Source organism: Streptomyces sp. RFCAC02 (assembly GCF_004193175.1).
In the GTDB taxonomy this organism is placed as follows: Bacteria; Actinomycetota; Actinomycetes; order Streptomycetales; family Streptomycetaceae; genus Streptomyces.
In genome coordinates this window covers 5,948,850-5,971,432 of the sequence record NZ_SAUH01000001.1, presented here as the reverse complement: position 1 = coordinate 5,971,432, position 22,583 = coordinate 5,948,850, and the positions used below count along the sequence as shown (strand labels likewise).

At 73.3% G+C, this 22,583-nt stretch carries 24 protein-coding genes; 10 read left to right on the top strand and 14 right to left on the bottom strand.

The genetic code is table 11. The features are described 5' to 3' along the window. The first annotated feature begins 59 nt into the window (after positions 1-59). The 3 genes from EMA09_RS27425 to EMA09_RS27415 all read left to right on the top strand — a co-directional run bounded on the left by EMA09_RS27425 (position 60) and on the right by EMA09_RS27415 (position 2,358). A complete protein-coding gene (locus EMA09_RS27425; protein WP_129843640.1) occupies positions 60-548 on the top strand; it encodes a sigma-70 family RNA polymerase sigma factor in 489 nt (162 codons plus the stop codon). Beyond that, the gene (locus EMA09_RS27420) at positions 532-1,413 is read left to right on the top strand and encodes a DUF4232 domain-containing protein (protein ID WP_129843639.1); all 882 of its coding nucleotides are present in this window, start codon (positions 532-534) and stop codon (positions 1,411-1,413) included. The genes EMA09_RS27425 and EMA09_RS27420 overlap by 17 nt, the downstream gene beginning before the upstream one ends. Before the next feature lie 108 nt (positions 1,414-1,521). After that, positions 1,522-2,358: an SDR family oxidoreductase gene (locus tag EMA09_RS27415; protein WP_129843638.1), complete on the top strand. Its 837-nt coding sequence runs from the start codon at positions 1,522-1,524 to the stop codon at positions 2,356-2,358. Positions 2,359-2,379: 21 nt separating this feature from the next. On the opposite strand, the gene EMA09_RS27410 is transcribed toward EMA09_RS27415, so the two are convergent. From EMA09_RS27410 to EMA09_RS27405, 3 genes are all read right to left on the bottom strand, one after another. Further along, complete coding sequence (locus tag EMA09_RS27410; protein WP_129843637.1) at positions 2,380-3,111, bottom strand: histidine phosphatase family protein; 732 nt, start codon at positions 3,109-3,111, stop codon at positions 2,380-2,382. Between the two features lie 27 nt (positions 3,112-3,138). Continuing rightward, entirely contained in the window at positions 3,139-3,309 is a 171-nt protein-coding gene (locus tag EMA09_RS28575) for a hypothetical protein (protein ID WP_168220821.1), read from the bottom strand. 118 nt (positions 3,310-3,427) lie between these two features. Beyond that, on the bottom strand, positions 3,428-3,763 hold the full coding sequence (locus EMA09_RS27405) for a helix-turn-helix transcriptional regulator (protein ID WP_129843636.1): 336 nt from the start codon (positions 3,761-3,763) through the stop codon (positions 3,428-3,430). Positions 3,764-3,855: 92 nt separating this feature from the next. Between EMA09_RS27405 and EMA09_RS27400 the strand changes: the two genes are divergently transcribed. Further along, positions 3,856-4,854, top strand: a complete 999-nt coding sequence (locus EMA09_RS27400) for a zinc-dependent alcohol dehydrogenase family protein (protein ID WP_129843635.1) — start codon at positions 3,856-3,858, stop codon at positions 4,852-4,854. Positions 4,855-4,909: 55 nt separating this feature from the next. On the opposite strand, the gene yicI is transcribed toward EMA09_RS27400, so the two are convergent. The 7 genes from yicI to EMA09_RS27365 form a co-directional block, all read right to left on the bottom strand. Further along, on the bottom strand, positions 4,910-7,204 hold the full coding sequence (yicI, locus tag EMA09_RS27395; protein WP_129843634.1) for an alpha-xylosidase: 2,295 nt from the start codon (positions 7,202-7,204) through the stop codon (positions 4,910-4,912). Between the two features lie 99 nt (positions 7,205-7,303). After that, entirely contained in the window at positions 7,304-8,743 is a 1,440-nt protein-coding gene (locus EMA09_RS27390; protein ID WP_129843633.1) for a GH1 family beta-glucosidase, read from the bottom strand. A gap of 59 nt (positions 8,744-8,802) precedes the next feature. After that, on the bottom strand, positions 8,803-9,630 hold the full coding sequence (locus tag EMA09_RS27385) for a carbohydrate ABC transporter permease (RefSeq protein ID WP_129843632.1): 828 nt from the start codon (positions 9,628-9,630) through the stop codon (positions 8,803-8,805). Between the two features lie 7 nt (positions 9,631-9,637). After that, positions 9,638-10,588, bottom strand: a complete 951-nt coding sequence (locus tag EMA09_RS27380) for a sugar ABC transporter permease (RefSeq protein ID WP_129843631.1) — start codon at positions 10,586-10,588, stop codon at positions 9,638-9,640. 8 nt (positions 10,589-10,596) lie between these two features. Continuing rightward, positions 10,597-11,835, bottom strand: coding sequence for a sugar ABC transporter substrate-binding protein (locus EMA09_RS27375; RefSeq protein ID WP_129843630.1), 1,239 nt, complete (start codon positions 11,833-11,835; stop codon positions 10,597-10,599). Between the two features lie 26 nt (positions 11,836-11,861). Continuing rightward, complete coding sequence (locus EMA09_RS27370) at positions 11,862-12,905, bottom strand: LacI family DNA-binding transcriptional regulator (RefSeq protein WP_129843629.1); 1,044 nt, start codon at positions 12,903-12,905, stop codon at positions 11,862-11,864. A gap of 218 nt (positions 12,906-13,123) precedes the next feature. Beyond that, entirely contained in the window at positions 13,124-13,945 is an 822-nt protein-coding gene (locus tag EMA09_RS27365; RefSeq protein WP_129843628.1) for an NAD(P)H-binding protein, read from the bottom strand. Between the two features lie 166 nt (positions 13,946-14,111). Between EMA09_RS27365 and EMA09_RS27360 the strand changes: the two genes are divergently transcribed. Both EMA09_RS27360 and EMA09_RS27355 read left to right on the top strand, forming a co-directional pair. Then, positions 14,112-16,010, top strand: coding sequence for an NAD(P)-binding protein (locus tag EMA09_RS27360; RefSeq protein WP_129844342.1), 1,899 nt, complete (start codon positions 14,112-14,114; stop codon positions 16,008-16,010). Between the two features lie 84 nt (positions 16,011-16,094). Next, a complete protein-coding gene (locus EMA09_RS27355; protein WP_129844340.1) occupies positions 16,095-17,081 on the top strand; it encodes an oxidoreductase in 987 nt (328 codons plus the stop codon). 4 nt (positions 17,082-17,085) lie between these two features. Here the strand turns inward: EMA09_RS27355 and EMA09_RS27350 are convergent, their stop codons facing one another. The 4 genes from EMA09_RS27350 to EMA09_RS27335 form a co-directional block, all read right to left on the bottom strand. Next, positions 17,086-17,337 carry a hypothetical protein gene (locus EMA09_RS27350; protein ID WP_129843627.1) on the bottom strand — a complete coding sequence of 84 codons (252 nt, stop codon included), beginning with the start codon at positions 17,335-17,337 and terminating at the stop codon, positions 17,086-17,088. Beyond that, a complete protein-coding gene (locus EMA09_RS27345; RefSeq protein WP_129843626.1) occupies positions 17,334-17,630 on the bottom strand; it encodes a hypothetical protein in 297 nt (98 codons plus the stop codon). Before EMA09_RS27345 ends, EMA09_RS27350 begins: the two co-directional genes overlap by 4 nt. Positions 17,631-17,727: 97 nt before the next feature. Further along, the gene (locus tag EMA09_RS27340) at positions 17,728-18,498 is read right to left on the bottom strand and encodes a Clp protease N-terminal domain-containing protein (RefSeq protein WP_129843625.1); all 771 of its coding nucleotides are present in this window, start codon (positions 18,496-18,498) and stop codon (positions 17,728-17,730) included. Between the two features lie 52 nt (positions 18,499-18,550). Beyond that, a complete protein-coding gene (locus tag EMA09_RS27335) occupies positions 18,551-19,153 on the bottom strand; it encodes a DJ-1/PfpI family protein (protein WP_129843624.1) in 603 nt (200 codons plus the stop codon). Positions 19,154-19,576: 423 nt separating this feature from the next. Between EMA09_RS27335 and EMA09_RS29195 the strand changes: the two genes are divergently transcribed. The 4 genes from EMA09_RS29195 to EMA09_RS27315 all read left to right on the top strand — a co-directional run bounded on the left by EMA09_RS29195 (position 19,577) and on the right by EMA09_RS27315 (position 22,576). Then, positions 19,577-20,341 carry a transglycosylase SLT domain-containing protein gene (locus EMA09_RS29195; protein WP_240796597.1) on the top strand — a complete coding sequence of 255 codons (765 nt, stop codon included), beginning with the start codon at positions 19,577-19,579 and terminating at the stop codon, positions 20,339-20,341. 134 nt (positions 20,342-20,475) lie between these two features. Further along, positions 20,476-21,012, top strand: a complete 537-nt coding sequence (locus tag EMA09_RS27325; protein WP_129843623.1) for an SRPBCC family protein — start codon at positions 20,476-20,478, stop codon at positions 21,010-21,012. Continuing rightward, positions 21,009-21,338: a YciI family protein gene (locus tag EMA09_RS27320; RefSeq protein WP_129843622.1), complete on the top strand. Its 330-nt coding sequence runs from the start codon at positions 21,009-21,011 to the stop codon at positions 21,336-21,338. Before EMA09_RS27325 ends, EMA09_RS27320 begins: the two co-directional genes overlap by 4 nt. Further along, entirely contained in the window at positions 21,335-22,576 is a 1,242-nt protein-coding gene (locus EMA09_RS27315; protein WP_240796596.1) for a DUF6596 domain-containing protein, read from the top strand. The genes EMA09_RS27320 and EMA09_RS27315 overlap by 4 nt, the downstream gene beginning before the upstream one ends. The last annotated feature ends 7 nt before the right edge of the window (positions 22,577-22,583 follow it).

The window sequence follows — 22,583 nt, the reverse complement described above, 5'->3', positions numbered from 1 at the left end:
TCCCGGCGGGTGGCGGTCCGCCGCCGGACCGGAAGGACGGGCGAACGGGTTGTGAGGGCGTGCGGGTGAGCGGGGAGCGGGAGGCCGAAGTGTTGTTCGAGGGCTTCTATCCCCGGCTGGCCGGATGGTGCCGGGGTCTGGTGGACTCGGACGAGGCGGCGCACGACATCGCGTCGGAGGCGTTCACGCGCCTGTGGTCGCGGTGGTCGTCGGTGGACCGGCCCGAGTCCTATCTGTTCACCGTGGCGGCCAATCTGGTCAGGGACCACTGGCGCGCCCAGGCCCGTGAACGCCGTGCCACCCGCGACCTCGGCGCCGGCCGCGAGCACTCGCCGGCCGCCGACCAGGGGGTCGCCGTACGCAGCCTCGTCGAGGCGCTGCCGGACCGGCAGCGGGTCACGGTGCTGCTCTACTACTACGCCGGCCTTCCGGTGGACGAGATCGCCTCGACGCTGCGGCGCCGCCCCGGCACCGTGAAGAGCGACCTCCACCAGGCCCGGCAGCGGCTGCGGAGCGCGTTGAGGGGACTGCATGACATCACGGGATGAGCCTCACGGCGGGGCGCACGAACCCGAACCGTCGGAACTGCTCGACGTCTTCCGGCTGCCCGGCGGGCCGCTGGCACCACCGCCGGGGCACTTCGCGGCGGTACGGCGGCGGGCCGCCGCGCGACGGCGCCGGCACGTGCTGGCGGCGGGCGGCGCGGCCGTGGTCTGCGTCGCCGCCGCTGCCGCCGCCGTGACGCTGACCCGCGCCGACGGGCCGGCGCCGATCGCCGGGCCGCCCCCGGCGACGGAGACGGTGTCGCACGGTGCCCCGTCCGGCGGGGACGACGGCGTGCGCCCGTCGCCGCCGGCGCCGGAGGAATCGGCGGCCACGACGACGGAGGACGCGGCACCGTCCGGGACGGGGGGCGTGACGGCGTCGGAACCGGCGGACGCGTCACCGACGGAGCCGGGCGATCCACAGGAGCCGCCGAGGTGCGCGAGCGGGGTGCTCGACCTGTCACTCGCCGGCTCGGAAGGAGCCGCCGGTTCGCTGTACCTGACCCTCGCCCTGACGAACACCGGTGACGAGACCTGCACGATGACGGGCTTCCCCGGGGTGTCGCTGGTCGCCGGGGAGGCCGGCCCGCAGATCGGCGCGCCCGCCGGGAGGGACACGGCCCGGGGCTCCGGCGAAACCGTCGAACTGGCCCCCGGCGGCACCGCGTGGACCGACGTGCGGGTCACGCAGGCGGGCAACTACCCGGCCGAGGAGTGCGACCCGGCACCGGCGGGCGGCCTGCGGGTCTATCCGCCGGACGAGCGCGACGCGCTGTTCCTCCCCGACGACACCCTGACGGGCTGCGTCTCCGAGGACGTGCCACTGCTGACGGTGACTCCGGTGTACGCGGCGGAGCAGGAGGAGTGACCGGGGCCGTCCGCGCGGTTTCGGGGTGAGGTACCGGCGTGGAGCGGGCAGGAGGGTCGGTACGGCCGTTATCCGTGGGGGGACGTACACCGATCGAGAGGACCACCCATGCCCGAGCGCCAGCAGCAGCGACCCCCCGGCACGACGGACGCGATGAACCCCGAGCCCGACCACGGGGAGCACTCGTACGAGGGGTCGGGGCGCCTGAGCGGCAAGACGGCCGTCATCACCGGTGCCGACAGCGGCATCGGCCGCGCCGTGGCCATCGCCTTCGCCCGTGAGGGCGCGGACGTGCTGATCTCCTACCTGGACGAGGACGACGACGCCCGGGAGACCGCCCGGTGGGTGGAACAGGCGGGGCGCAAGGCCGTTCTGGTGCCCGGTGACCTCACCGAGCCCGCGCACTGCCGTGAGGTGATCGACCGGGCGGTGCGGGAGTTCGGGAGACTCGACATCCTGGTGAACAACGCGGCGATGCAGCGGACGTACCACGCGTTCGAGGACATCCCCGACGAGGAGTGGGACCGCACGCTGGCGACGAACCTGTCGGCGATGTTCCGGCTGTGCAAGGCGGCGCTTCCGCACCTCGGCGCCGGCGCGTCCATCATCAACTCGTCGTCCGTCAACTCCGACACCCCCTCCCCCACGCTCCTGCCGTACGACGTGACGAAGGCCGGCATCGCGAACTTCTCCGCCGCCCTCGCCCAGCTCCTCGGCCCGCGCGGCATCCGCGTCAACAGCGTCGCCCCCGGCCCCATCTGGACGCCGCTCATCCCCTCCACCATGCCCGCGGAGAAGGTCGAGTCGTTCGGGAAGAACACGCCGCTCGGCCGTCCCGGGCAGCCCGCCGAACTGGCGCCCGTCTACGTGCTGCTGGCGTCGGACGAGTCGAGTTACGTGTCGGCGGCGCGGATCGCGGTGACCGGCGGGCGCCCGGTGCTCTGAACCACCCGCCGGGGCGCCGTCTCAGCCCGCGTCGGCCGCTGTCCCGAGGTGCGCCGTGTCGCCGAACGCGGCGAGCCGCAGGCGGCGCCCGTCGCCCACCCAGGTGGAGACGGACGCGTTCGGCACCAGCGCGCCCTCCTCCGTGGGCGGCGGGGCGCCCAGCCCTTCGACGGCCTGCCGCAGGAGGACGGCGATCGCGTCGTGCGCGACGACGAGGACCCTGCGGCCGGGCGCCGCGGCGTCCAGGGCGCCGAGGAAGTCGCGCACGCGGACGCCCACATCGGCGAGCGACTCGCCGCCCGGCGGCCGGTGGAACCAGCCGCCGAGGCGGTCGCGGCGGCGCGCCTCGGCGGGGTCGCGGCGGCGCAGGGCCGTGGGCGAGTGGGTCTCGAAGATCCCCGTCTCCCGGTCGCGCAGGCGCTCGTCGACGAGTTCGACGGGAGTGGGGTCCGCGCCGCGGCGGGCCGCCTCGTCCCGCATGATCTCCCACGTGCGGCGTGCCCGCAGGTACGGCGAGCACACGACGAGCTCGGGGCGCTCGTCGGCGTCGAGCCCGGCGAGCCAGCCACCGAGCGCGGTCGCCTGCGCGACGCCGAGCGGCGTGAGGGGCACCTCGCTGTCACCGCAGTCGAGGACGGTGCCGGTGCCCTCCGCCTCGGCACGGGCGTAGGCGGCGTTGGCGACGCTCTCGCCGTGCCGGACGGCGGTGAGCCGGGCGAGGGACCACGGGCAGGGCAGTGGATCGTTGGCCATGGCGCACCATCGTGCCAGTCCGGCGCGTCAGCTCGCCCGGCGGAAGAAGCGGCGCGCCGACCTGCGCCGGGCGGTGAGCGGTTCGATGACGGGTTCGCCGCGGGTGTGGCCGCAGCGCCGGCAGACGCCCCGCCGGTCGAAGGGGTGCGGGGCGGTCGTGGGTCCTAACCAGTCCTCGCAGAGTGGTTCGTCGGGCATGCGGCGCCTCCCGTCCGGCAGATACTTCGGTCACTGGGTATTGGCCGGAGGGGGGACGGGGGTTTCCCGGCAGTCCGAGAGTAACCCGTGTCGCACGCCGCGCCGCTGGCGGGTCGGGTCAGCGGCCCAGCGCCCGGGGCGTGCTGAGGGCGTCGAGCAGGCCGGGGAACGCCTCGTCGATCTCCGCGCGGCGCAGCGCGTTCATCCGGGACGTGCCGACGTAGTACTGGCGGATCAGGCCGGCTTCCCGCAGCACCTTGAAGTGGTGGGTGGCGGTGGACTTGCTGACCGGCATGTCGAAGCCGCCGCAGCGGATGTCCTCGCCGGCCGCGTCGAGCTGCGTCACGATGCCGCGGCGCACCGGGTCGACCAGGGCCTCGAGCACCCGCTGGAAGTCGAACTCCGACATGTCGGGGTGCGGCACGCTGCGTTCTGCGGTCTCGGTGCGTTCCATCGTCCCATCGTATGGCATCCATCGAACTTTGACAGACGTCGTACTTAGGCGCCACAGTGGTGGCCGCTCCCGGTGGGGAAAGGATGACGATCATGGCGAGAACAGTGCGGTTCCACGAGACCGGCGGACCCGAGGTGCTGCGGGTGGAGGACCTGGAGGCGGGTGAACCGGGGCCGGGCGAGGTCCGGATACGGGTGGACGCGGTCGGCGTCAACCGGGCCGAGGCCCTGTTCCGCGGCGGCCGGTACATCGAGCCGGTCCGGCGGCTGCCCGCGCGGCTCGGCAACGAGGCCGCGGGCGTCGTCGAGACGGTCGGCCCGGGGGTGACGGAGTTCACCGCGGGCCAGGCCGTCAGCGTCGTGCCGTCCTTCTCGCACAACGACTACGGGGTGTACGCCGAGCGGGCCGTCGTGCCGGCCTCCGCCCTCCTGCACCGGCCCGACGGCGTGGACGCGCTGTCCGGCGCGGCGGTGTGGATGCCGTACCTGACCGCCTACGGGGCGATGGCCGAGGTCACCGGGGTGCGGCCGGGCGACGTGGTCCTGGTGAACGCCGCCTCCAGCAGCGTCGGGCTCGCCGCCATCAGGACCGCGAACCACCTGGGCGCCACCCCCGTGGCCCTCACCCGCACCCGGGCCAAGCGGCGGCGGCTCCTCGACGAGGGCGCGGCCGAGGTGATCGTCACCGACGAGGAACGCGTGCGGGACCGCGTCCGGGACCTGACCGGCGGCCGGGGCGCGGCCCACGTCTTCGACGCCGTCGCCGGGCCCGGCGTGGTGGAGCTGGCCGGCGCCGTCGCCGACGGCGGGACACTGCTCCTGTGGGGCGCGCAGAGCGGCCGGCCGACGCCGTACCCCGGCTTCGACCTCGGCATGCCCGCCCTGACCATGCGGACCTACACGATGCTGGAGGTCACGCGCGACGCGGACCGCATGCGGCGCGCCACCGCGTTCATCACCTCCGGGCTTCGGACCGGGTCGCTCCGCCCGGTGATCGACAGGACGTTCCCGCTGGAGGACGTGGTGGACGCGCACCGGTACCTGGAGTCGAACGTCCAGATCGGCAAGATCCTGCTGACGGTCGCCCACTGACGGCCGCGGGCCGGCGCCCCCATGGGAGGGGACACCGGCCCGTCATGCCGTGCCGTCAGGCGGCCTGCGTGCCGTCCAGAGTGAGGGTCACGCTGTCCCCGTCCGCCGTCACCGGGGCACCGTAGCCCCCGGGCCCGGCCAGCACCACGTGCCACGGGCCGGGAGCACCCTCGGCGCGCACGGTGACCGTGTCACCGCTGCGGCTCGTGCGGAACGTGGCGGCCGGAGCGCCGTCCGGCCGGGGCACGCGGGTGACGGTCTCGGTGCCGTCCTGCGGGGCGTGGACCCGCAGCGTCACGCCGTCCGCCCAGTCGTACACCGGGCCGTCGTCCCGCGCGCCGAAGGGGACGACGGAGCCAGGACGGGCCAGCAGCGGCAGGCTGTCGAACCCGAAGTGCTCGCGCCGCCAGCCGGGACCCGTGACCTGCTCGCCGGACAGGAGGTGCGTCCAGGTGCCGGCCGGCACGTAGTACTCGGCCGGCCCGGTCTCGGTGAAGACGGGCGCGACGAGGATGTCGCCGCCGAGCATGTACTGCCGGTCCAGCGTGTGACAGCCCGGGTCGTCCGGGAACTCCAGCAGCATCGCCCGCATCACCGGCGTGCCGTGCTCGTGCGCCTCCCGGGCCGCGCCGTACAGGTACGGCATCAGCCGGTGCTTCAGCCGCGTGAAGTCGCGGGTGACGGCGACGGCCTCCTCGTCGTAGTCCCACGGCACCCGGTAGGAGCTGCTGCCGTGGAGACGGCTGTGCGAGGACAGCAGGCCGAACTGCACCCACCGCTTGAAGACGGCGGGCGTCGGCGTGCCCTCGAAACCGCCGATGTCGTGGCTCCAGAACCCGAAGCCCGACAGGCCGAGGGACAGGCCGCCGCGCAGCGACTCCGCCATCGCGCCGAACGTCGACTCGCAGTCGCCGCCCCAGTGCACCGGGAACTGCTGACCGCCCGCGGTCGCCGACCGGGCGAAGAGGACGGCCTCGTCCACACCCTTCGCCTCGGTCAGCACCTCGAAGACCGTGGCGTTGTAGAGCTGCGTGTAGTAGTTGTGCATCCGCTCGGGGTCCGAGCCGTCGTGCCAGACGACGTCCGTCGGGATGCGCTCGCCGAAGTCGGTCTTGAAGCAGTCCACGCCCTGATCGGTCAGGGCGCGCAGCTTGTCGGCGAACCAGGCGCGGGCACCGGGGTTCGTGAAGTCGACCAGGCCCATGCCGGCCTGCCACAGGTCCCACTGCCACACGTCGCCCGAGGCCGTGCGCACCAGGTGGCCCAGCTCCTTCGCCTCGGCGAACAGCGGGGACTTCTGGGCGATGTACGGGTTGATCCACACGCAGATCCGCAGGCCGTGCTCGTCCTTCAGGCGGCTGAGCATGCCCTCCGGGTCCGGGAAGACGGCCGGGTCCCACGTGAAGTCGCACCACTGGTACTCGCGCATCCAGAAGCAGTCGAAGTGGAAGACGCTCAGCGGGATGTCGCGCTCGGCCATGCCGCGCACGAAACGGTTGACGGTGGCCTCGTCGTAGTCCGTCGTGAACGAGGTCGACAGCCACAGGCCGAACGACCAGGCCGGCGGCAGCGCGGGGCGGCCGGTCAGCGCGGTGTAGCGGTCCAGGATCTCCTTCGGCGTCGGGCCGTGGATCACCATGTACTCGATGGACTGGCCCTCGACGCTGAACTGCACCTGGCCGACGGCCTCCGAGCCGATCTCGTAGGAGACCTTGCCCGGGTGGTTGACGAAGACGCCGTAGCCCCGGTTGGTGAGGTAGAACGGGACGTTCTTGTACGCCTGCTCGCTCGCGGTGCCGCCGTCGGCCTGCCAGACGTCGACGGTCTGGCCGTTCTTCGTGAACGGGGTGAAGCGCTCGCCGAGGCCGTAGATCAGCTCGCCCACGCCGAGGGACAGGCCGCCGAGCGTGTAGTGCCGGCCGTCCGCGTCCGTGACGAAGCCGGTGCCGCGCGCGCCGGCGGTCACCAGTGTCTCGTCCCCGGCCGCGAAGTCGAGCTGCCAGGGACGCTCGGTGTCGACGCGCAGGGTCAGGCCGCCGCTGGTCAGTTCGTGCACGGTGCCGTCCGCCCGGGTCGTCCCCGCACCGGTCTCGGTGGCCAGCTCGAACGCGGGTCCGCGGTCGTACGCGCCGGCGTGGTGCGTGGTGCGGACGGCGATGACGCCCTCGGCCGGGGAGTAGCAGTCCACGGTCAGCAGCGGGCTGTTGAGGGTGTCGCCGCGGCGGCGGACGGGGCGCACGGCAGCGTGGAGCGTGAGCCGGTCCGCTTCCGGGTGGACGGCGGCGACCTCCTTCGCGAAGGACGCCCGCACGCCGTCGCGCATGAGCCAGTAGCCGTCGGTGAACTTCACAGTGTTCTCCTCGATCGCCCCGCCGCGGGGGCGCAGATGGTGCGTGTGGTGCGGGTACTGCGGCCGGCCCGGGGGCGGCGCTCGGACGGTGTGGGTGTGTCAGGGGGTGTGGGTGTTGTGGTGGTGGGTGATGAGGTGGTGGTACCAGTGGTAGCTGTCTTTGGGGGTGCGGGTTTGGGTGGTGTAGTCGATGTGGATGAGGCCGAAGCGTTTGGTGTAGCCGTGGGCCCATTCGAAGTTGTCCATGAGGGACCAGGCGTAGTAGCCGCGGATGTCGATGCCGTTGTTGATGGCGTGGGTGAGGGCGGTGAGGTGGGTGTGGAGGTAGGTGATGCGGTCGGTGTCGTGGATGCGGCCGTCGGGGCCTGGGGTGTCGCCGTGTTCGGCTGAGCCGTTCTCGGTGATGACGATGGGGGGGAGGGTGGGGTAGCGGTGTTTGAGGTCGGTGAGGAGGTCGGTGAGGGAGGAGGGGACGACGGGCCAGTCCATGGCGGTGTGGCGGACGCCGTCCTGCCAGGTTTCGGTGGCGCGGATGTCGGTGGCGGTGCGGGTGGTGGGGTCGGGGTCCTGGTGGGGGGTGTGGGCGATGGTGATGGGCCGGTAGTAGTTGATGCCGAGGAAGTCGAGGGGGGTGGTGATGATGTCGAGGTCGCCGTCGTGGCGCCAGGTGGGGTCCTGGATGAGGGGGCCCCAGGTGTCGGTTTCGGTGGTGGGGTAGCGGTGGGCGAGGAGGGGGTCGAGCCAGATGGTGTTGTGGAGGGTTTCGGCGCGGGCGCAGGCGGCGAGGTCGGCGGGGTCGTGGGTGGCGGGCAGGAGCCGGTCGGGGTTGAGTGCGATGCCGACGTCGCCTCGGGTGGTGTCTTTGAGGATGCGGGCGGCGTGGCCGTGGGCGAGGAGGAGGTGGTGGGCGGCGGCCAGGGCGGGGGTGCCTTCGCGGGTGCCGGGGGCGTGGCGGCCGATGGCGTGGCCGACGAAGGCGGTGCAGAAGGGTTCGTTGAGGGTGAACCAGCGGCCGACGCGGTCGCCGAGGCGTTCGGCGACGATGCGGGTGTAGTCGGTGAAGGCGTCGACGGTGGAGCGGACCCGCCAGCCCCCGGTGTCTTCGAGGGCTTGGGGGAGGTCCCAGTGGTAGAGGGTGGCGGCGGGGGTGATCCCGGCTTCCAGGAGGGCGTCGACGAGGCGGTCGTAGAAGTCCAGGCCGGGTGTGTTGGCGGGGCCGGTGCCGGTGGGCTGGATACGGGGCCAGGCGATGGAGAAGCGGTAGGTGTCCAGGCCCAGGTCCTTCATCAGGGCGATGTCCTCGGGCCAGCGGTGGTAGTGGTCACAGGCCACGTCCCCGCTCGCGCCGCCGGTAATCCGGCCCGGCCGGCGGCAGTAGGTGTCCCAGATCGACGGTCCCCGCCCGTCCTCCCCGGCCCCGCCCTCGATCTGGTAACTCGCCGTCGCCGCCCCGAAGAAGAACCCCCGCGGAAACACCGGCAGACCACCGGAAACAGAAACATCGGGGGACGGCGTACGGGCGGATGCGGAGCTGCTCATGGCGTGGCGCGAGTCCTGGTTCTGGTGCGGAGGGACGGGGGCGGGGGCTGCCGGGACGGTCACTTGACGGAACCGCCCGCGATGCCGGCGGCGATGTACTTCTGCGCGACGACCAGGAGGATGGCCGCCGGGACGGCCGACAGCACGGCCGTCGCCATCACGGCGCCCCAGTCGCTGACGTGCGCACCGATGAACTGGTAGATCCCGAGCGTCACCGGCTTCACGTCGTCGGTCGTGTTCAGGGTCAGGGCGAAGATGAAGTCCGCCCAGGCGAAGAGGAACGCGAAGAGACCCGAGGTGATCAGGGCGTTCCGGCTCATCGGCAGGACGATCCGCACGAAGGCGGTGAACCGGTTCGCGCCGTCCACCATGGCCGCCTCCACCACCTCGGTGGGGATCGACACCATGAACGCGCGCAGCAGCACGATCGCGAACGGCAGGCCGAGCGACGCGTCGGCGAGGATCAGGCCGAGGTAGGAGTTGACCAGGTTCAGCTCGGCGTAGGCGCTGTACAGGGCGTTCGCCACGACGATGCCGGGCACCATCTGGGTGATCAGGGTGCCGAAGACGATGCCGCGGCTGCCGCGCAGGCCGAACTGCGCGAGCCCGTAGGCGGCCGGGGCGGCCAGCGCCAGGCAGACCACGACGGCGCCCAGGGCGACGACGAGGCTCGTCACGAGCGAGCCGCCCTGCGTGTCGAACGCCTTCGAGAAGTTCCCGAAGTCCGGGCTCGTCGGGAACAGGTCGGTCGAGGCGATGCTGGAGCCCGGCTGGAGCGCCGTGGAGATCATCCAGTAGACCGGGAAGAGCATCACGGCGAGGATCAGCAGCGCGGCGACGGTGTTCCAGCCGCGGCGCAGCCGGGTGCGGGTGGGAGTGGGGTTCATCGTCGGGTCACTTCCCCTTGACCGTGTCCGCGCGGTTCACGCGCAGGTAGAGCACCGCGAAGACGGCGCTGATGAGGATGAGGACATTGCCGACCACGGCGCCCTGGCCGAAGTCGAGCTGCATGAACGAGAGCTGGTAGGTCAGCGTGCCCAGCGTCTGCGTGGAGTCGGCGGGGCCGCCGCCGGTCAGCGCGAGGATCAGGTCCAGGATCTTGATGGTGGACATGAAGCCGAGCACCAGGACGACCGTCACCACCGGCCGCAGCATCGGCAGCGTGATGCTGCGGAACGTCCGCCAGGGGCTCGCGCCGTCCAGGGACGCCGCCTCGTACAGCTCCCGCGGGATCTCCTGCAGGCCGCCGTAGAGGATCACCATGTTGAACGGGATGCCGATCCAGATGTTCACGAGGATCGCGGAGAGCAGTGCCACGCTGGGGCTGCTCAGCCAGGACACGCCGTCCTGCGACAGGTGCAGGGTCTCCAGGAAGCTGTTGAGGATGCCGTGGTCCTGGTCCATGATGCGCCGCCACACGACGGCGGAGACCACCATGGGGACGAGCCACGGCAGCAGCAGCACCGCGCGGATCACGCCGGAGAGGTGGAAGCGGCGCGAGAAGAACACCGCCAGGCCGAGGCCGATCGCGAACTGGCCGACGAGCGAGCCGACCGTGAAGAGGATCGTCTGCCACAGGGCGTCGCCGAACAGCTCGTTGTCGAAGACGCGCCGCCAGTTCTCCAGGCCGTTGAACGGGGACTCGCCGGTGAAGTAGGTGGTCGGCGTGAACTCCTGGAAGCTCATCAGGACGTTCCGCACCAGCGGGTAGCCGAAGAACGCGAGGAGGTACACCAGCGCGGGGGCGACGAACAGCCACTGGTACAGACGGCGGCGGCCGCTTCCGCGCCGGGGCCGCGTCTCGCGCGCGGCGGTGGTCCGGGCGGGTGGGGTGGTCGTGGTCATGGTCCTTCTCACTCTCCCGCCGTGGCCTGCCGCTGGGCGCTGCCGAGCGCGTCCTCGGGCGACGACCTGCCGGTCAGCACGGACTGGAACGCGCCGGCCAGCGCGTCCTGGATCACCGGCCAGCGGGTGCCGACCTGGGCGGTGCGGGACCTGGCGGTCTCCACGAGATCGGCGAACGGGGCCAGCTCGGGGTTGGCCTCGCGGTACGCCTGGGCCGCGTCGGCGCGGGTCGGGACGTTGTTGACCCGCTCACCCCACGCGAGCTGGTTGTCCGCCGAGTTGAGGCACTCGAGGATCCTGCCCGCGTTGTCCTCGCGCTCGGGGTGGTCGTCGTTCTTCGGCACGGTCATGACGGTGCCGCCGATCGGGGGCACCGGGTCCTGGCCGGCCTCGGGCACCGGGATGGAGGCGACGGCCCAGTCCACGTCGTCCTGGGCGCTGAGCACGGGGACCTGCCAGGGACCGTTGATCATCATCGCGGCGCGGCCGGCGATGAACTGGTCGTTGACGTCCTGCTGGTTCCAGTTGACGACGGAGCGGGAGGCGGAACCGTCCTCCACCAGGTCCTTCCAGAGCTGGAGCGCGGCCACACCGGCGTTGTCGTCGAGGTGCGCCTCGTCGGCCCCGGCGGACCAGAAGAACGGCAGGAACTGGTAGACGCCGTCGGCGTTCGGACCGGCGCTGAACGCCATCCCGTAGGTGTCGCCCTGGGTGAGCGCCGCCGCGGTCGTCCGCAGCTCGTCCCACGTGGTCGGCGGCTCCAGGCCGGCGTCGGCGAGCATGTCCTTGTTGTAGATGAGCGCGAGGGAGTTCACCGAGCGGGCGACGCCGTACTCGGTGCCGTCGAAGCTGCCGAGGAGACGCGAGGAGTCGGAGAACTCCGACGTGTCGAGACCCACGTCCGCGAGGGGGCGCAGGCCGCCCGTCTCGGCGAACTGCGGCAGCTCCGACCCGTCCAGCTCCAGGATGTCGGGCAGGGAGTCGGACGACGCCATCCGCAGGGCCTTGGAGGCCACCTGGTCGGCGGGGACGCTGATCTGCTCGACCTTCAGACCGAGCGGCTCGGCGCAGCGGTCGAAGAAGTCCTGGTTGGCCTCGTGCTCGGCGGTGTCGGTCGCCGAGTTCAGCACGGTGACCGTGTCGGGGTCGGGCTCCGCGGCACAGGCGGTGAGCCCGAGCGCGACCATGGCCCCGGCCAGGGTCAGCGCGGCGGCGGGCGACGTTATGCGCCCGAGTGACGTTCGCATGGGCTTGGCGGTCTCCATTTCGCGGCTCAGGAGGCGGAGGGGGGCGCGGCGATACGGGGTGCGTCCGCCATCCGTGGGGGGATCAGCTCGCGGGTCACCGGAGGGTGTCCCGCCCCGGCGGTCCGCTCGTCGCGGGAGGCGATGGCCTCGACGGCGAGCTGGGCGACGGCGGCCGACATGCGGGCCACCGGCAGGTCGATGCGGGGCAGCGGGGTGCTGCCCGGGTCGTCCGGCAGGCTGCCGACCGGGACGACGGACAGGTCATCGGGCACGCGGAGGCCGAGCGCCGCGATCTCCTCCAGCAGCTCGGGCAGGAGGATGAGGTGCTGGACCACCAGTGCCGTCGGGGCGGGGTCGGCGCCCAGGGCCTGCCGGAGGCGTTTGCGCAGGTCGTCGGGGTCGCCGCTGGAGGCGTGCACCCGGATGTCGGCGCCGGTGCGGCGGGCGGCGAGGCGTGCGCCGTCGAGCCCGTGCACGGCGTAGCCGCGGCGGGCCTCGATCTCGTGCTCGGCCGAGGCCCAGAAGACGACGCGGTGGTGTCCGGCGGCCACGGCCTCGCCGATGGCGAGGGCGACGGCGGCCTCCCAGTCGAGGTCGACCCAGGGAAGCTCCGCCTCGTCCGCCTCGTTGCCGTGGCCGAGGAGCGCGGTCGGGAAGCCGAGTTCGCGCAGGGCGGCGATACGGGGGTCGTTCTCGCGGACGGCCATGAGGATGGCGCCGTCGGCCAGGCCGCTGCCGGCGATGCGGCACAGGCCCGCCACGCCCTCGGGCTCCGTCATCAGCAGCACGTCGTACCCGTGGTCGCGGGCCGCGTCGCTGATGTCGATGGCGAACCGGCCGTCGACCGCGCGGTATTTGCCCGGCTCCCGGGGGACAGCGAGGACGAGGACCTCGCTGCGGGCGCTGCGGAGCGTACGGGCGCTCGCGCGGGGGTGGTAGCCGAGGTCGGCGATGGCACGGCGCACCGCGCTGCGCGTCTCCTCGGAGATCTTGCGGGAACCGCTCAGGACGTAGGAGACGGTGCTCGGCGCGACGCCGGCCCGCTCCGCGACATCCTTGATCGTTGCCATTCCCGCTCCCTTGCGGTGCTTGCTCAGCGTTGTCGAATCGATTAGTCGAATCGATTCGAACGATGACCGGATGCTAGGACGGTGGAGCGAGCAGTGGCAATAGCCTGCGGAAAAAATCATGAACCGGTCATCTGTGACGTGGTTCACGCCGCGAGACCGGTGACACTGGGTGATGATCGCGGCGGGCCGGAGCACGGCCGGCCCGCCGCTCGGGGACGTCAGCGCGCCCAGGCGCCGGCTGCCGCGGCCGCCTCGGCGTACGCGGCGAAGTCACGGGCCGGCCGGCCGAGGACCTCGTCGACGCCGTGCACCACCGACGCGTTGCGCCCGTCCGTGATGAGTGTGAAGAGGTCGGCGAACTCGGCGGGCACCCCCTGCTCGGCGAGGGCCGCGCGGTAGGCGGCATCGCTGACCGGGACGTAGGCCAGCGGCCGGCCGGTGGCCCGGGCGATCGCGTCCGCCGCCTCGGCCATGCCGAGCAGGCGGGGGCCGGAGAGTTCGTACGTCCTGCCGCCGTGTCCGGGGCCGGTGAGCACGGCGGTCACGACGTCGGCGATGTCGTCGGCGTCCACGAACGCCTCGACCGCGTCGCCGGTCGGCAGGACCAGCTCGCCGGACAGGACCGCGTCGCGGAAGAAGCCCTCGCTGAAGTTCTGGTCGAACCAGCCCGCCCGGACGACCGTCCAGTCCGCGCCGGACTCCTTGAGCCGCTCCTCGGCGCGCACCGCGCCCTCCTCCCCTCGCCCGGACAGGAGGACGAGACGACGGGTGCCGGCTGCGACGGCGAGGGACGCGAAGGCGCCGACGGCCTCGGCGGCGCCCGGGACGGCCAGGTCGGGGTAGTAGGTGATGTACGCGGCGCGTGTCCCGGCGAGGGCGGCGGGCCAGGTCGTCGGGTCGGTCCAGTCGAAGGCGGGCGTGCCGGCGCGCGAGCCGATCCGTACGGGCAGTCCGCGCGCGGTGAGCCGCCGGGCGACCCGCCGGCCGGTCTTGCCGGTACCACCGATGACGAGGACGGGGCCTTGCTGAGTGTTTGTCATGACCCCAGTCCACAGCGCGAGTCGGCCCCGGACCATGGCCGTCGCGCTCACCCGCATACGCGTCCGTCCAGCTCCGCACGGATGCAACCCCGGGACACCGTTCCGACGTCTGGAACATGTGTCCCTGCTCACCATTCCGCCCCGGGGCGGCCCCGCCGCACGGCACATGATCGTCTGCGGTGACGACGTGCTGGCCGTCCGGCTCGCCGCCGAGCTGCACGACGTCTACCGCGAACGCGTCACGCTGGTCGCGCCGCCGCCGCCCGCCGTGAGCGGCGCACCGGGCACGGCGGCCGGCAGGACCCGGCTGACCGCGCTGCTGAACCGGGTGACGTCCGTGCGGGGCCGTGCCGCGCCCCCCGTGCCGCAGCCCACCTCCTCGGGGTACTTCCCGGTGCCGATGCGGGAGATCCAGGCGGCCGAGGTGACCGACGAGGTGCTGCGGCAGGCGGGGGCCGAGCGGGCCGAGGCCCTGGCGCTCGTCCACGACGACGACGAGGCGAACATCCGCGCCGCCCTGGCCGCCCGCCGGCTCAACCCCCGGCTGCGGCTGGTGATCCGGCTGTACAACCGCAAGCTCGGCCAGCACCTCGCCGAACTCCTCGACCAGGCCGCCGCCGTGTCCGTCGGCGCCGACCCGCCGGCGGGCGGCTTCGTGGACGCCACGACGACGGTGCTGTCCGACGCCGACACGGCCGCGCCCGCACTGGCCGCCACCGCCGTGGTCGGCACCCGCAAGGTCGTCGAGGCGGACGGGCTGCTCCTGCACGCCGTGGAACGGACCCCTCCCCCGGGCGGCGCCCCGCCCGCCGACGCCGGTCTGTGCACGCTCGCGCTGCTGTCGTCGACGGCGGACGACCCCGAGGGCGCCGAGGGGTCGGGCGGGCCGCAGGGGCCGGTGCTGCTGCCGGACGACGGGGACGTCGCGTCGGCGGCGGGGCGCAGGACCGTCGTGCTCGAAGCCGTGACCAGGGCCGGACCGGCACGGCCGGTGCGGGGTGTGGCGGGGCGCGCCGCACCCCTGCGCGACCTGGTGCCGGTGCGGCTGCGGTGGGCGGTCGGGGGCATCGCGGCGGCCGTCGTGGCGCTCGCGGTCATCCTGTGGCGGACGACCGGCGGCACTCCGCTCAACGCCGCCTACCTGACGCTGCTCGACCTGTTCGCCATAGGGGACCCCGCGGTCGGCGAGTCGGTGCCCCGTCAGATCCTGCAACTGGTCTCCGGCCTCGCCGGCCTCGCGCTGCTGCCGATCCTGGTGGCGGGGGCGCTGCAGGCGCTCGGCGCGTTCCGCGGCGCGTCGGCCCTGCGCCGGCCGCCGCGCACGCTGTCGGGGCATGTCGTCCTGCTGGGGCTCGGCAAGATCGGCACCCGTGTGCTGGAGCGCCTGCGCGAGCTGGACATCCCGGTCGTGTGCGTGGAGGAGGACCCGGAGGCACGCGGCATCGCGCTGGCACGCCGGCTGCGCGTGCCCGTCGTCCTCGGGGACGTGACGCACGAGGGGCTGCTGGAGTCGGCGAAGATCAACCGGGCGCGCGCCCTGCTGGCGCTGACCAGTTCCGACTCGACGAACCTGGAGGCGGCGCTGTACGCCCGGACCGTGCGGCCCGACCTGCGGGTCGCGCTGCGCCTGTACGACGACGACTTCGCGACGGCGGTGTACCGGACCCTGCGGACGGCGCACCCGGGCGCGCTGACCCGCAGCCGCAGCGTGTCGACGCTGGCTGCGCCCGCGTTCGCCGTGGCCATGATGGGCCGTCAGGTGCTCGGGGCGCTGCCGGTGGAGCGGAAGGTGCTGCTGTTCGCGGCGATCGAGGTGGCCGAGCAGCCGCGTTTCCTCGGCCGCACGCTGAGCGAGGCCAACCGGCCGGGCGCGTGGCGGATCATCGCCCTGGACACCTCCGAGCCCGGCCGGCGGACGGACCTCGCGGCCTCCCGTACGGCCGGCCTGGTGTGGAACGTCCACCCCGGCTATGTGCTGAGCGCGGCGGACCGCGTGGTGGTCGCCGCCACGCGCCGGGGGCTCGCCGAACTCCTGGGCCGCACCGGGCAGGACGGCGGGCGGTGACCGCGGCGGCCGGGCGGGCTTGCCCTCGCGTGCGCTCCAGCTCCTAGCGTCGGCGCCATGACGACACAGAGGGGCACCTTGCCCATGGATCGGCCCACGACCCCCGAGGCACTCGCGGAGGTGGCGGCGCGGCGTCCGCTCGGCAGCGGATTCGGCCCGGCGAGCACGGCGGACGAGGTTCTGGCGGGCGTACCGCTGACAGGCAGGACGGTGCTGGTCACCGGCGGCTACTCGGGCCTCGGCCTGGCGGCGACCCGCGCGCTGGCGCGGGCGGGCGCGCGGGTCGTCGTTCCGGCGCGGCGGCCGGAGACGGCGGCCGGGGCGCTGCGCGGCGTGCCCGGCGCCGAGGTGGCGGCGATGGACCTCGCCGACCTGGAGAGCGTGCGGCGGTTCGCGGAGGACTTCCTGGACAGCGGGTCGGCGCTGGACGCGATGATCAACGGGGCGGGGATCATGGCCTGCCCCGAGACCCGGGTCGGCCCCGGCTGGGAGGCCCACTTCGCGGTCAACCACCTCGGGCACCACGCCCTGGTGAACCGTCTGCGCCCGGCGCTCCGGCACGGCGCGCGCGTGGTGTCGGTGGCCTCGTCCGGGCACTTCCTGAGCGGGCTGCGCCGGGACGACATCGACTTCCGCTCGGGCTACGACCGCTGGACCGCGTACGGCCAGTCGAAGACGGCGAACGCGCTGTTCGCGCTCCACCTCGACGCGCTGGGCGCCGCGCAGGGGCTGCACGCCTTCGCGGTGCACCCGGGCAGCATCCTCACGCCGCTGCAGCGGCATGTCCCGCGCGACGAGTGGGAGGGTCTCGGCTGGGTCCGACCCGACGGGCGGCCGCCGGCCGGGTTCAAGACCCCGGAGCAGGGCGCGGCGACGGCCGTGTGGGCGGCCACGTCACCCCTGCTCGACGGACACGGCGGGACGTACTGCCAGGACTGCGACGTCGCGGCGCCGGCCGCCGGTGACGACATGCTGGTGGGCGGTGTGAAGCCGTGGGCGGCCGACCGTGCGGCGGCGGCCTGGCTGTGGGAGCTGTCGGCGGAACGGACCGGCGTCGACGCGTTCGCCTGAGCCGTCAGGGGCGGGCGACGATCTTCACGGCGGTGACCACCATCACCGTGCAGGAGACGTAGTACACGACGAAGGCGCCCGCGACGGTCGCCTCGCGGCGGTCGCGTTCCTTGCCGATCGGGGTGGAGCCGTGGCCGTACGGATCGCGCCCGAGGGACGCGCCCATCTCCGTCTCGAACAGGGTCCTGGCCGCGCGCGGCATCGCCCTGCGGGCCTCGTCGGCCAGCGGCGCGAACTGGATCCGGTAGCGGCTCACGCAGCGCCGGTCCCGTTCTCCCGGTCGTCGAGCGGCACACATCCGGAGAGGTCGCCGATCTCCAGCCGGGCGAACTCCTCCTCCACCTCGGCGACCGCCTGCGGGTGGGTCTCCAGCGCCCAGTGGGCGAGGACCTGGTGGAGCCGGTCACCGGGGGTGCTGCCGACGACGGAGTCGAACTCGTCCCGGCGCTGCGCGGGGAGCGCGGCGCGGATGGAGTCGATGGTCGCGGGCAGCTCGACCTTGCCGTCGCCGACGTAGGTGATCCAGGTCGCCCCCGGTGTGTCGTTCATGCGCAGCCCTCCCGCGTCCTCCCGCCGCGGCGGGCACTCCGGCGCCACTGTGCCACACCGTCCCCCGGGCGGACAGGCGGCGGGAGGGGGCGCGGGGTCAGGCTCCTTCGCGCTGCTGCTCGATCACAGCGGCCAGCGCCTCGGCGATGAACGTCTCGGCCGCCGCCTTCTCCACCCCGAGACCGGCGAGGACGCCCGTGCCGTTCTCCCACTCCAGGAGCGCGAGCAGGATGTGCTCGGTGCCGATGTAGTTGTGGCCGAGGCGCAGGGCCTCCCTGAAGGTCAGCTTCAGGACCTTCTGGGCGTCGGCGGCGTAGGGGATGAGGTCGGGGGCGTCCGGGTCGGCGGCGGGCAGGGCCTCGGTCGCGGCGTCCCGCACGGCGGCCGGCGTCACGCCCTGGGCCTCGATGGCGCGGGCGGCGAAGGCGGCCGGCTCGCTGAGCAGGCCCAGCACCAGGTGGGGCGGCACGATGTGCGGGCTGCCGGCCTCCTTGGCCGCGTTGTGGGCCGCGATGATCACGTTCTTGGCGCGGGGGGTGTAGCGCTGGAAGCCGTCACGGGCGTCGATGCCGGGCTCGTCGGACTCCTTGGGAACGAAGCGCTTCTGCGCCGCCTGCCGGGTGACGCCCATGCTCCTGCCGATGTCGCTCCAGGAGGCGCCCGACCTGCGGGCCTGATCGACGAAGTGGCCGATCAGGTGGTCGGACAGCTCTCCGAGGTGGTCGGCCGCGAGGACCGCGTCGGAGAGCTGGTCGAGGACGTCGGGGTGCACCTTCTTGATCGCGTCGATCAGGTCGTCGAGCCGGACCGTGGTGGCGAGCGTCGTCGGCGCCGGAGTGGACGGACGGGATGTCGAGGAATCAGCCATGAGGCAACCATAGGTTGACACCTGCCGGGCGTCAACCCGTCGTTGACACCGGTCAATCCGGGGGCGCGGAGTCGTACTGCAGGCTCCGCCGGACCTCACGCCCGCGTTCCGGCGAGGCGAGGCGCGCCACCAGATGGACAGCCATGTCGAGGCCGGCCGAGACACCGGCCGATGTCACGAGGTCGCCGTCGTCCACGAACCGCTCGCCGGGACGGATCTCCACCGTCGGATCGAGCCGCACCAGCAGCCCGAGCGACGACCAGTGCGTCGTCGCGGGCCGCCCGCCCAGCAGCCCGGCAGCGGCGAGGACGAGCCCGCCGGTGCAGACACCGACCAGCAGCGACACGGACTCGCGCACGCCGCGGAGCCACGCGAGATGCTCCTGGTCACCGATCCGCGCCTCGACGCCGGGGCCGCCCGGATAAAGGAGGACGTCGAGGGAGGGGAGCGCGTCGGCGGCGGCGTGCGGGACGACCGTGAGGCCGCCCGCGCACGTCACGGGCGCGCCGTCGCCGGAGAACGTGAGGGCCTCCCAGCCGTCGCCGGGGAAGTCGCGGACCCAGCGGGAGAGGACTCCCCAGGGGGCGAAGGCGTCCAGCTCCTCGACGCCCGGGAACAGGTGGATGCCGATGGTCCGGGTGCGCGGATCGCTCATGCGCCCATCCCACCAGAGGGGAAAGCATCGGGGACGCTCCCGCGCGGGGGCACGGGAGGGCCTGGGGATCCCCGGTACGGAGAGGCGGGGCCGGTCGCAGGGGGCGCCGGGGCGAGTCGCCCTGGACGCACCAGGGCGCCTCACTCACTCGTGGTCACCCTCTGTCACAACTCACCGCTGATCGGCGATGGATCCGGCATGAACCCCTTCCCTCCATGCACACGAATGAGCACCCTCTGTCGATCTCCGGGGGGTGGGGTGTGAGGCGCGGCATATGGCGCCGGTCACCTACGGGTGTCGATCGTAGGCGGGGGCCGGTGGGGGTGGTGCGGGGGCGGGGTGTGGGGGCCGGATGGCCCGTGCCGGTCTTCGGGTCCCGCTCGTAGGTCACCTCGTTGCCGCCTCCGGGAGCCGCCTCCCACCATGGCGATCGTCCGGAACCGCCAGGTATGTCCCAATCTGGAACGAGGTGCGTCCCATGACCGCGAACACCACCCCCCGCAAGCTCACCCTCGCCGGCGTCCTGACCGCCGGCACCGCGGCCGCGGCCGTCTCCCTCATCCCCGGCACCGCCCAGGCCGCCCAGAACGACTCCCCCACCGTCGAGCGCGTCGCGGAGCAGACCACCGCCACCGCCTTCACCCCCACCGACACCACCGACACCACCACCCCGCCAAGCCCCACACCGCCGACACCAAGACCGCCGACACCAAGACGGCCGACACCAAGACGGCCGACAGCAAGACCGCCGAGGACACCGCCTCCAGCGCGGACGTCGGCACCGTCGGCCGCGGCGCCCACTACACCGACGACGGCACCCTCGTCACCATCGACCGCACCGACCAGCCCTCCCCCGAGCCCGCCTCCCAGGACGACATCGAGGACTGGATCAACGAAGCCCTCGACGTCATGAAGAAGAACGACATCCCCGGCACCTACGACGGCATCTACAGCAACCTCATGCGCGAGTCCAGCGGCGACCCCCTCACCATCAACATGTGGGACACCAACGCCCACGAGAACATCCCCTCCAAGGGCCTCCTCCAGGTCATCGACCCCACCTTCGAGCAGTACCACGTCGACGGCACCAGCGAGAACATCTACGACCCCGTCGCCAACATCGCCGCCGCCTGCAACTACGCCGCCGACCGCTACGGCTCCATGGACAACGTCAACAGCGCGTACTGACCAACCCCACCCACACCCCCCACCACCACCCCACGCGGGCCGGCCACCCCGGCCCGCACCCGCATTTCTCGGCCCCGGGTGTAGAAAACGGGCCGTGCTCCGCGTCGTACCTGTGAAAGGGAAAGGAGCACGGCATGCACGACAACGTTCCGGTGACCGGAGCCGGGGTGGAGGTGGTCCTCACGGCACCGCTCCCCCGAGGTCACGTGTGGGACCTGGTGACCGACCTGGCGCTCATCGCCGCCTGCAGCCCGGAATGCCACCACGCCGCCTGGCTGACGGAGGGGACGCCCGCGGCACGGCCGGGTGCCCGTTTCGAGGGGCGCAACCGCTACCCGGACGGCACGACGGCCTCGGTGATCTGCGAGGTCACGGAAGCGGAGCCGGGCTCCGTGTTCGCCTGGATGGTGCTCGACCCCACGGGGGACCCGCGCCGCCCGGCCTCGCTGTGGCGTTACGATCTGACGCCGGCCGCCACCCCCGGGCACACCGTGGTACGGCACCGCTTCACCCACGGCCCCGGTGACAGCGGAGCGCGCGACGCGGCCCGCCGTGACCCGGCCGGGTTCGCCGACCGGCTGGCAGCCCTGCGCCACAACATGGCACGGACCCTGGACGCCATGATCACGACCGCGGGATCCACCGCGCCCGCCGAGGAGACGCACGCATGAAGTTCCTGATGATGGTCTGCACGGACGGCGGCGAGGTCGAGGCCGCGCCCGGCGAGCTGGACCCGACGGCGTGGGTGGACGAGATGGAGCGGCGCGGCATCCGGCTCGCCGGGGACCGGCTGCGTCCGCCGTCCGACGCCACGACCGTCCGCGTCCGTGACGGCTCGGTCCTCGTCACGGACGGGCCGTTCGCCGAGACGCGGGAGCAGATGGGCGGCTTCGACATCATCGAGTGCGCCGACCTGGACGAGGCGATCGAGGTCGCCGCGAAGCATCCGATGGCCCGCGCCGGGATGATCGAGGTGCGGCCGTTCTGGACGGAGTGAGCGACGCCCTCGGCCGGGCCTGGACCGAGGAGCGGAGCCGGGTCGTCGCCACCCTGATCCGGCTCACCGGCGACTGGGACCTGGCCGAGGAGTGCGCACAGGAGGCGTTCGCGCGCGCCGTCGAGCGCTGGCCCCTGGACGGCGTGCCGCGCCGCCCCGGGGCCTGGCTCACCACGACGGCCCGCAACCGTGCCGTGGACCGCCTGCGCCGTGACGCGACGGAGGCGGCCGGCCTGCGGACGCTCGCCGTCCTGACGCCCGGGGCGGAGGAGCCGGCGGACGGCGGCGAACCGTGGGACGGCATGCCGGACGACCGGCTGCGCCTGATCTTCACCTGCTGCCACCCCGCGCTGTCGCGGGAGGCACGCGTGGCGCTCACGCTGCGCACCGTGGCGGGGCTGAGCACGGCGACGATCGCGCGGGCCTTCCTCGTGCCGGAGAAGACGATGGGCCAGCGGCTCTTCCGGGCGAAGAGCCGGATTCGGCACGCGGGCATCCCGTTCCGCGTACCGCCCGCCGAGGCGCTGCCGGAGCGCCTCGGCAGTGTGCTGGCCGTCCTGTACCTCCTCCTCACCGAGGGATACGCCGCCACGCCCGGCGACGGTCCGGAGCGGTCGGGGCTCGCGGACGAGGCCGTGACGCTCGCCCGCCTGCTGGCCAGGCTGCTGCCGGACGAACCGGAGACCGGTGGGCTGCTGGCCCTGGCCCTCCTGCACACCGCCCGGCGGGCGGCGCGGTTCGACGGGGCGGGCCGGTTCGTGCCACTGGAGCGCCAGGACCGCGCCCTGTGGGACGGGGAGCGCATCGTGGAAGGAGTGGCCGTCCTGGAGCGGGCACTCGCCCAGGGCCGCGCGGGCCCGTACCAGGTGCAGGCCGCCATCGCCGCCTGCCACGCCACCGCGGCGCGGGCCGAGGACACGGACTGGCCGCAGATCGCCCTGCTGTACGGCGAACTCGCCGCCCTGACGCCCGGCCCGGTCGTGGAGCTGAACCGCGCCGTGGCCGTCGCGATGGCGGACGGACCGGCAGCCGGCCTGGCCCTGCTCGACCCGATCGTCGCCGACGGGTCACTGCGCGGCTACCATCTGCTGCCGGCCACGCGCGCCGACCTGCTGCGCCGCCTCGGCAGGCGGGCCGACGCGGCGGCGGCGTACCGGGACGCGCTCGTCCTGGCGACGGCCCCGGAGGACCGCGACTACCTCCGTGCCCGCCTGGCGGAGACGACCCGAGCGGACTGAGTCACGG

What these genes read in the sequence shown, in the direction of transcription:
- EMA09_RS27420 (WP_129843639.1), top strand. Translation starts at nt 532, where the DNA reads ATGACATCACGGGATGAGCCTCACGGCGGGGCGCACGAACCCGAACCG.
- EMA09_RS27415 (WP_129843638.1), top strand. Translation starts at nt 1,522, where the DNA reads ATGCCCGAGCGCCAGCAGCAGCGACCCCCCGGCACGACGGACGCGATG.
- EMA09_RS27410 (WP_129843637.1), bottom strand. Translation starts at nt 3,111, where the DNA reads ATGGCCAACGATCCACTGCCCTGCCCGTGGTCCCTCGCCCGGCTCACC.
- EMA09_RS28575 (WP_168220821.1), bottom strand. Translation starts at nt 3,309, where the DNA reads ATGCCCGACGAACCACTCTGCGAGGACTGGTTAGGACCCACGACCGCC.
- EMA09_RS27405 (WP_129843636.1), bottom strand. Translation starts at nt 3,763, where the DNA reads ATGGAACGCACCGAGACCGCAGAACGCAGCGTGCCGCACCCCGACATG.
- EMA09_RS27400 (WP_129843635.1), top strand. Translation starts at nt 3,856, where the DNA reads ATGGCGAGAACAGTGCGGTTCCACGAGACCGGCGGACCCGAGGTGCTG.
- EMA09_RS27390 (WP_129843633.1), bottom strand. Translation starts at nt 8,743, where the DNA reads ATGAGCAGCTCCGCATCCGCCCGTACGCCGTCCCCCGATGTTTCTGTT.
- EMA09_RS27385 (WP_129843632.1), bottom strand. Translation starts at nt 9,630, where the DNA reads ATGAACCCCACTCCCACCCGCACCCGGCTGCGCCGCGGCTGGAACACC.
- EMA09_RS27380 (WP_129843631.1), bottom strand. Translation starts at nt 10,588, where the DNA reads ATGACCACGACCACCCCACCCGCCCGGACCACCGCCGCGCGCGAGACG.
- EMA09_RS27375 (WP_129843630.1), bottom strand. Translation starts at nt 11,835, where the DNA reads ATGCGAACGTCACTCGGGCGCATAACGTCGCCCGCCGCCGCGCTGACC.
- EMA09_RS27370 (WP_129843629.1), bottom strand. Translation starts at nt 12,905, where the DNA reads ATGGCAACGATCAAGGATGTCGCGGAGCGGGCCGGCGTCGCGCCGAGC.
- EMA09_RS27365 (WP_129843628.1), bottom strand. Translation starts at nt 13,945, where the DNA reads ATGACAAACACTCAGCAAGGCCCCGTCCTCGTCATCGGTGGTACCGGC.
- EMA09_RS27360 (WP_129844342.1), top strand. Translation starts at nt 14,112, where the DNA reads ATGATCGTCTGCGGTGACGACGTGCTGGCCGTCCGGCTCGCCGCCGAG.
- EMA09_RS27355 (WP_129844340.1), top strand. Translation starts at nt 16,095, where the DNA reads ATGGATCGGCCCACGACCCCCGAGGCACTCGCGGAGGTGGCGGCGCGG.
- EMA09_RS27345 (WP_129843626.1), bottom strand. Translation starts at nt 17,630, where the DNA reads ATGAACGACACACCGGGGGCGACCTGGATCACCTACGTCGGCGACGGC.
- EMA09_RS27340 (WP_129843625.1), bottom strand. Translation starts at nt 18,498, where the DNA reads ATGGCTGATTCCTCGACATCCCGTCCGTCCACTCCGGCGCCGACGACG.
- EMA09_RS27335 (WP_129843624.1), bottom strand. Translation starts at nt 19,153, where the DNA reads ATGAGCGATCCGCGCACCCGGACCATCGGCATCCACCTGTTCCCGGGC.
- EMA09_RS29195 (WP_240796597.1), top strand. Translation starts at nt 19,577, where the DNA reads ATGGCGATCGTCCGGAACCGCCAGGTATGTCCCAATCTGGAACGAGGT.
- EMA09_RS27325 (WP_129843623.1), top strand. Translation starts at nt 20,476, where the DNA reads ATGCACGACAACGTTCCGGTGACCGGAGCCGGGGTGGAGGTGGTCCTC.
- EMA09_RS27320 (WP_129843622.1), top strand. Translation starts at nt 21,009, where the DNA reads ATGAAGTTCCTGATGATGGTCTGCACGGACGGCGGCGAGGTCGAGGCC.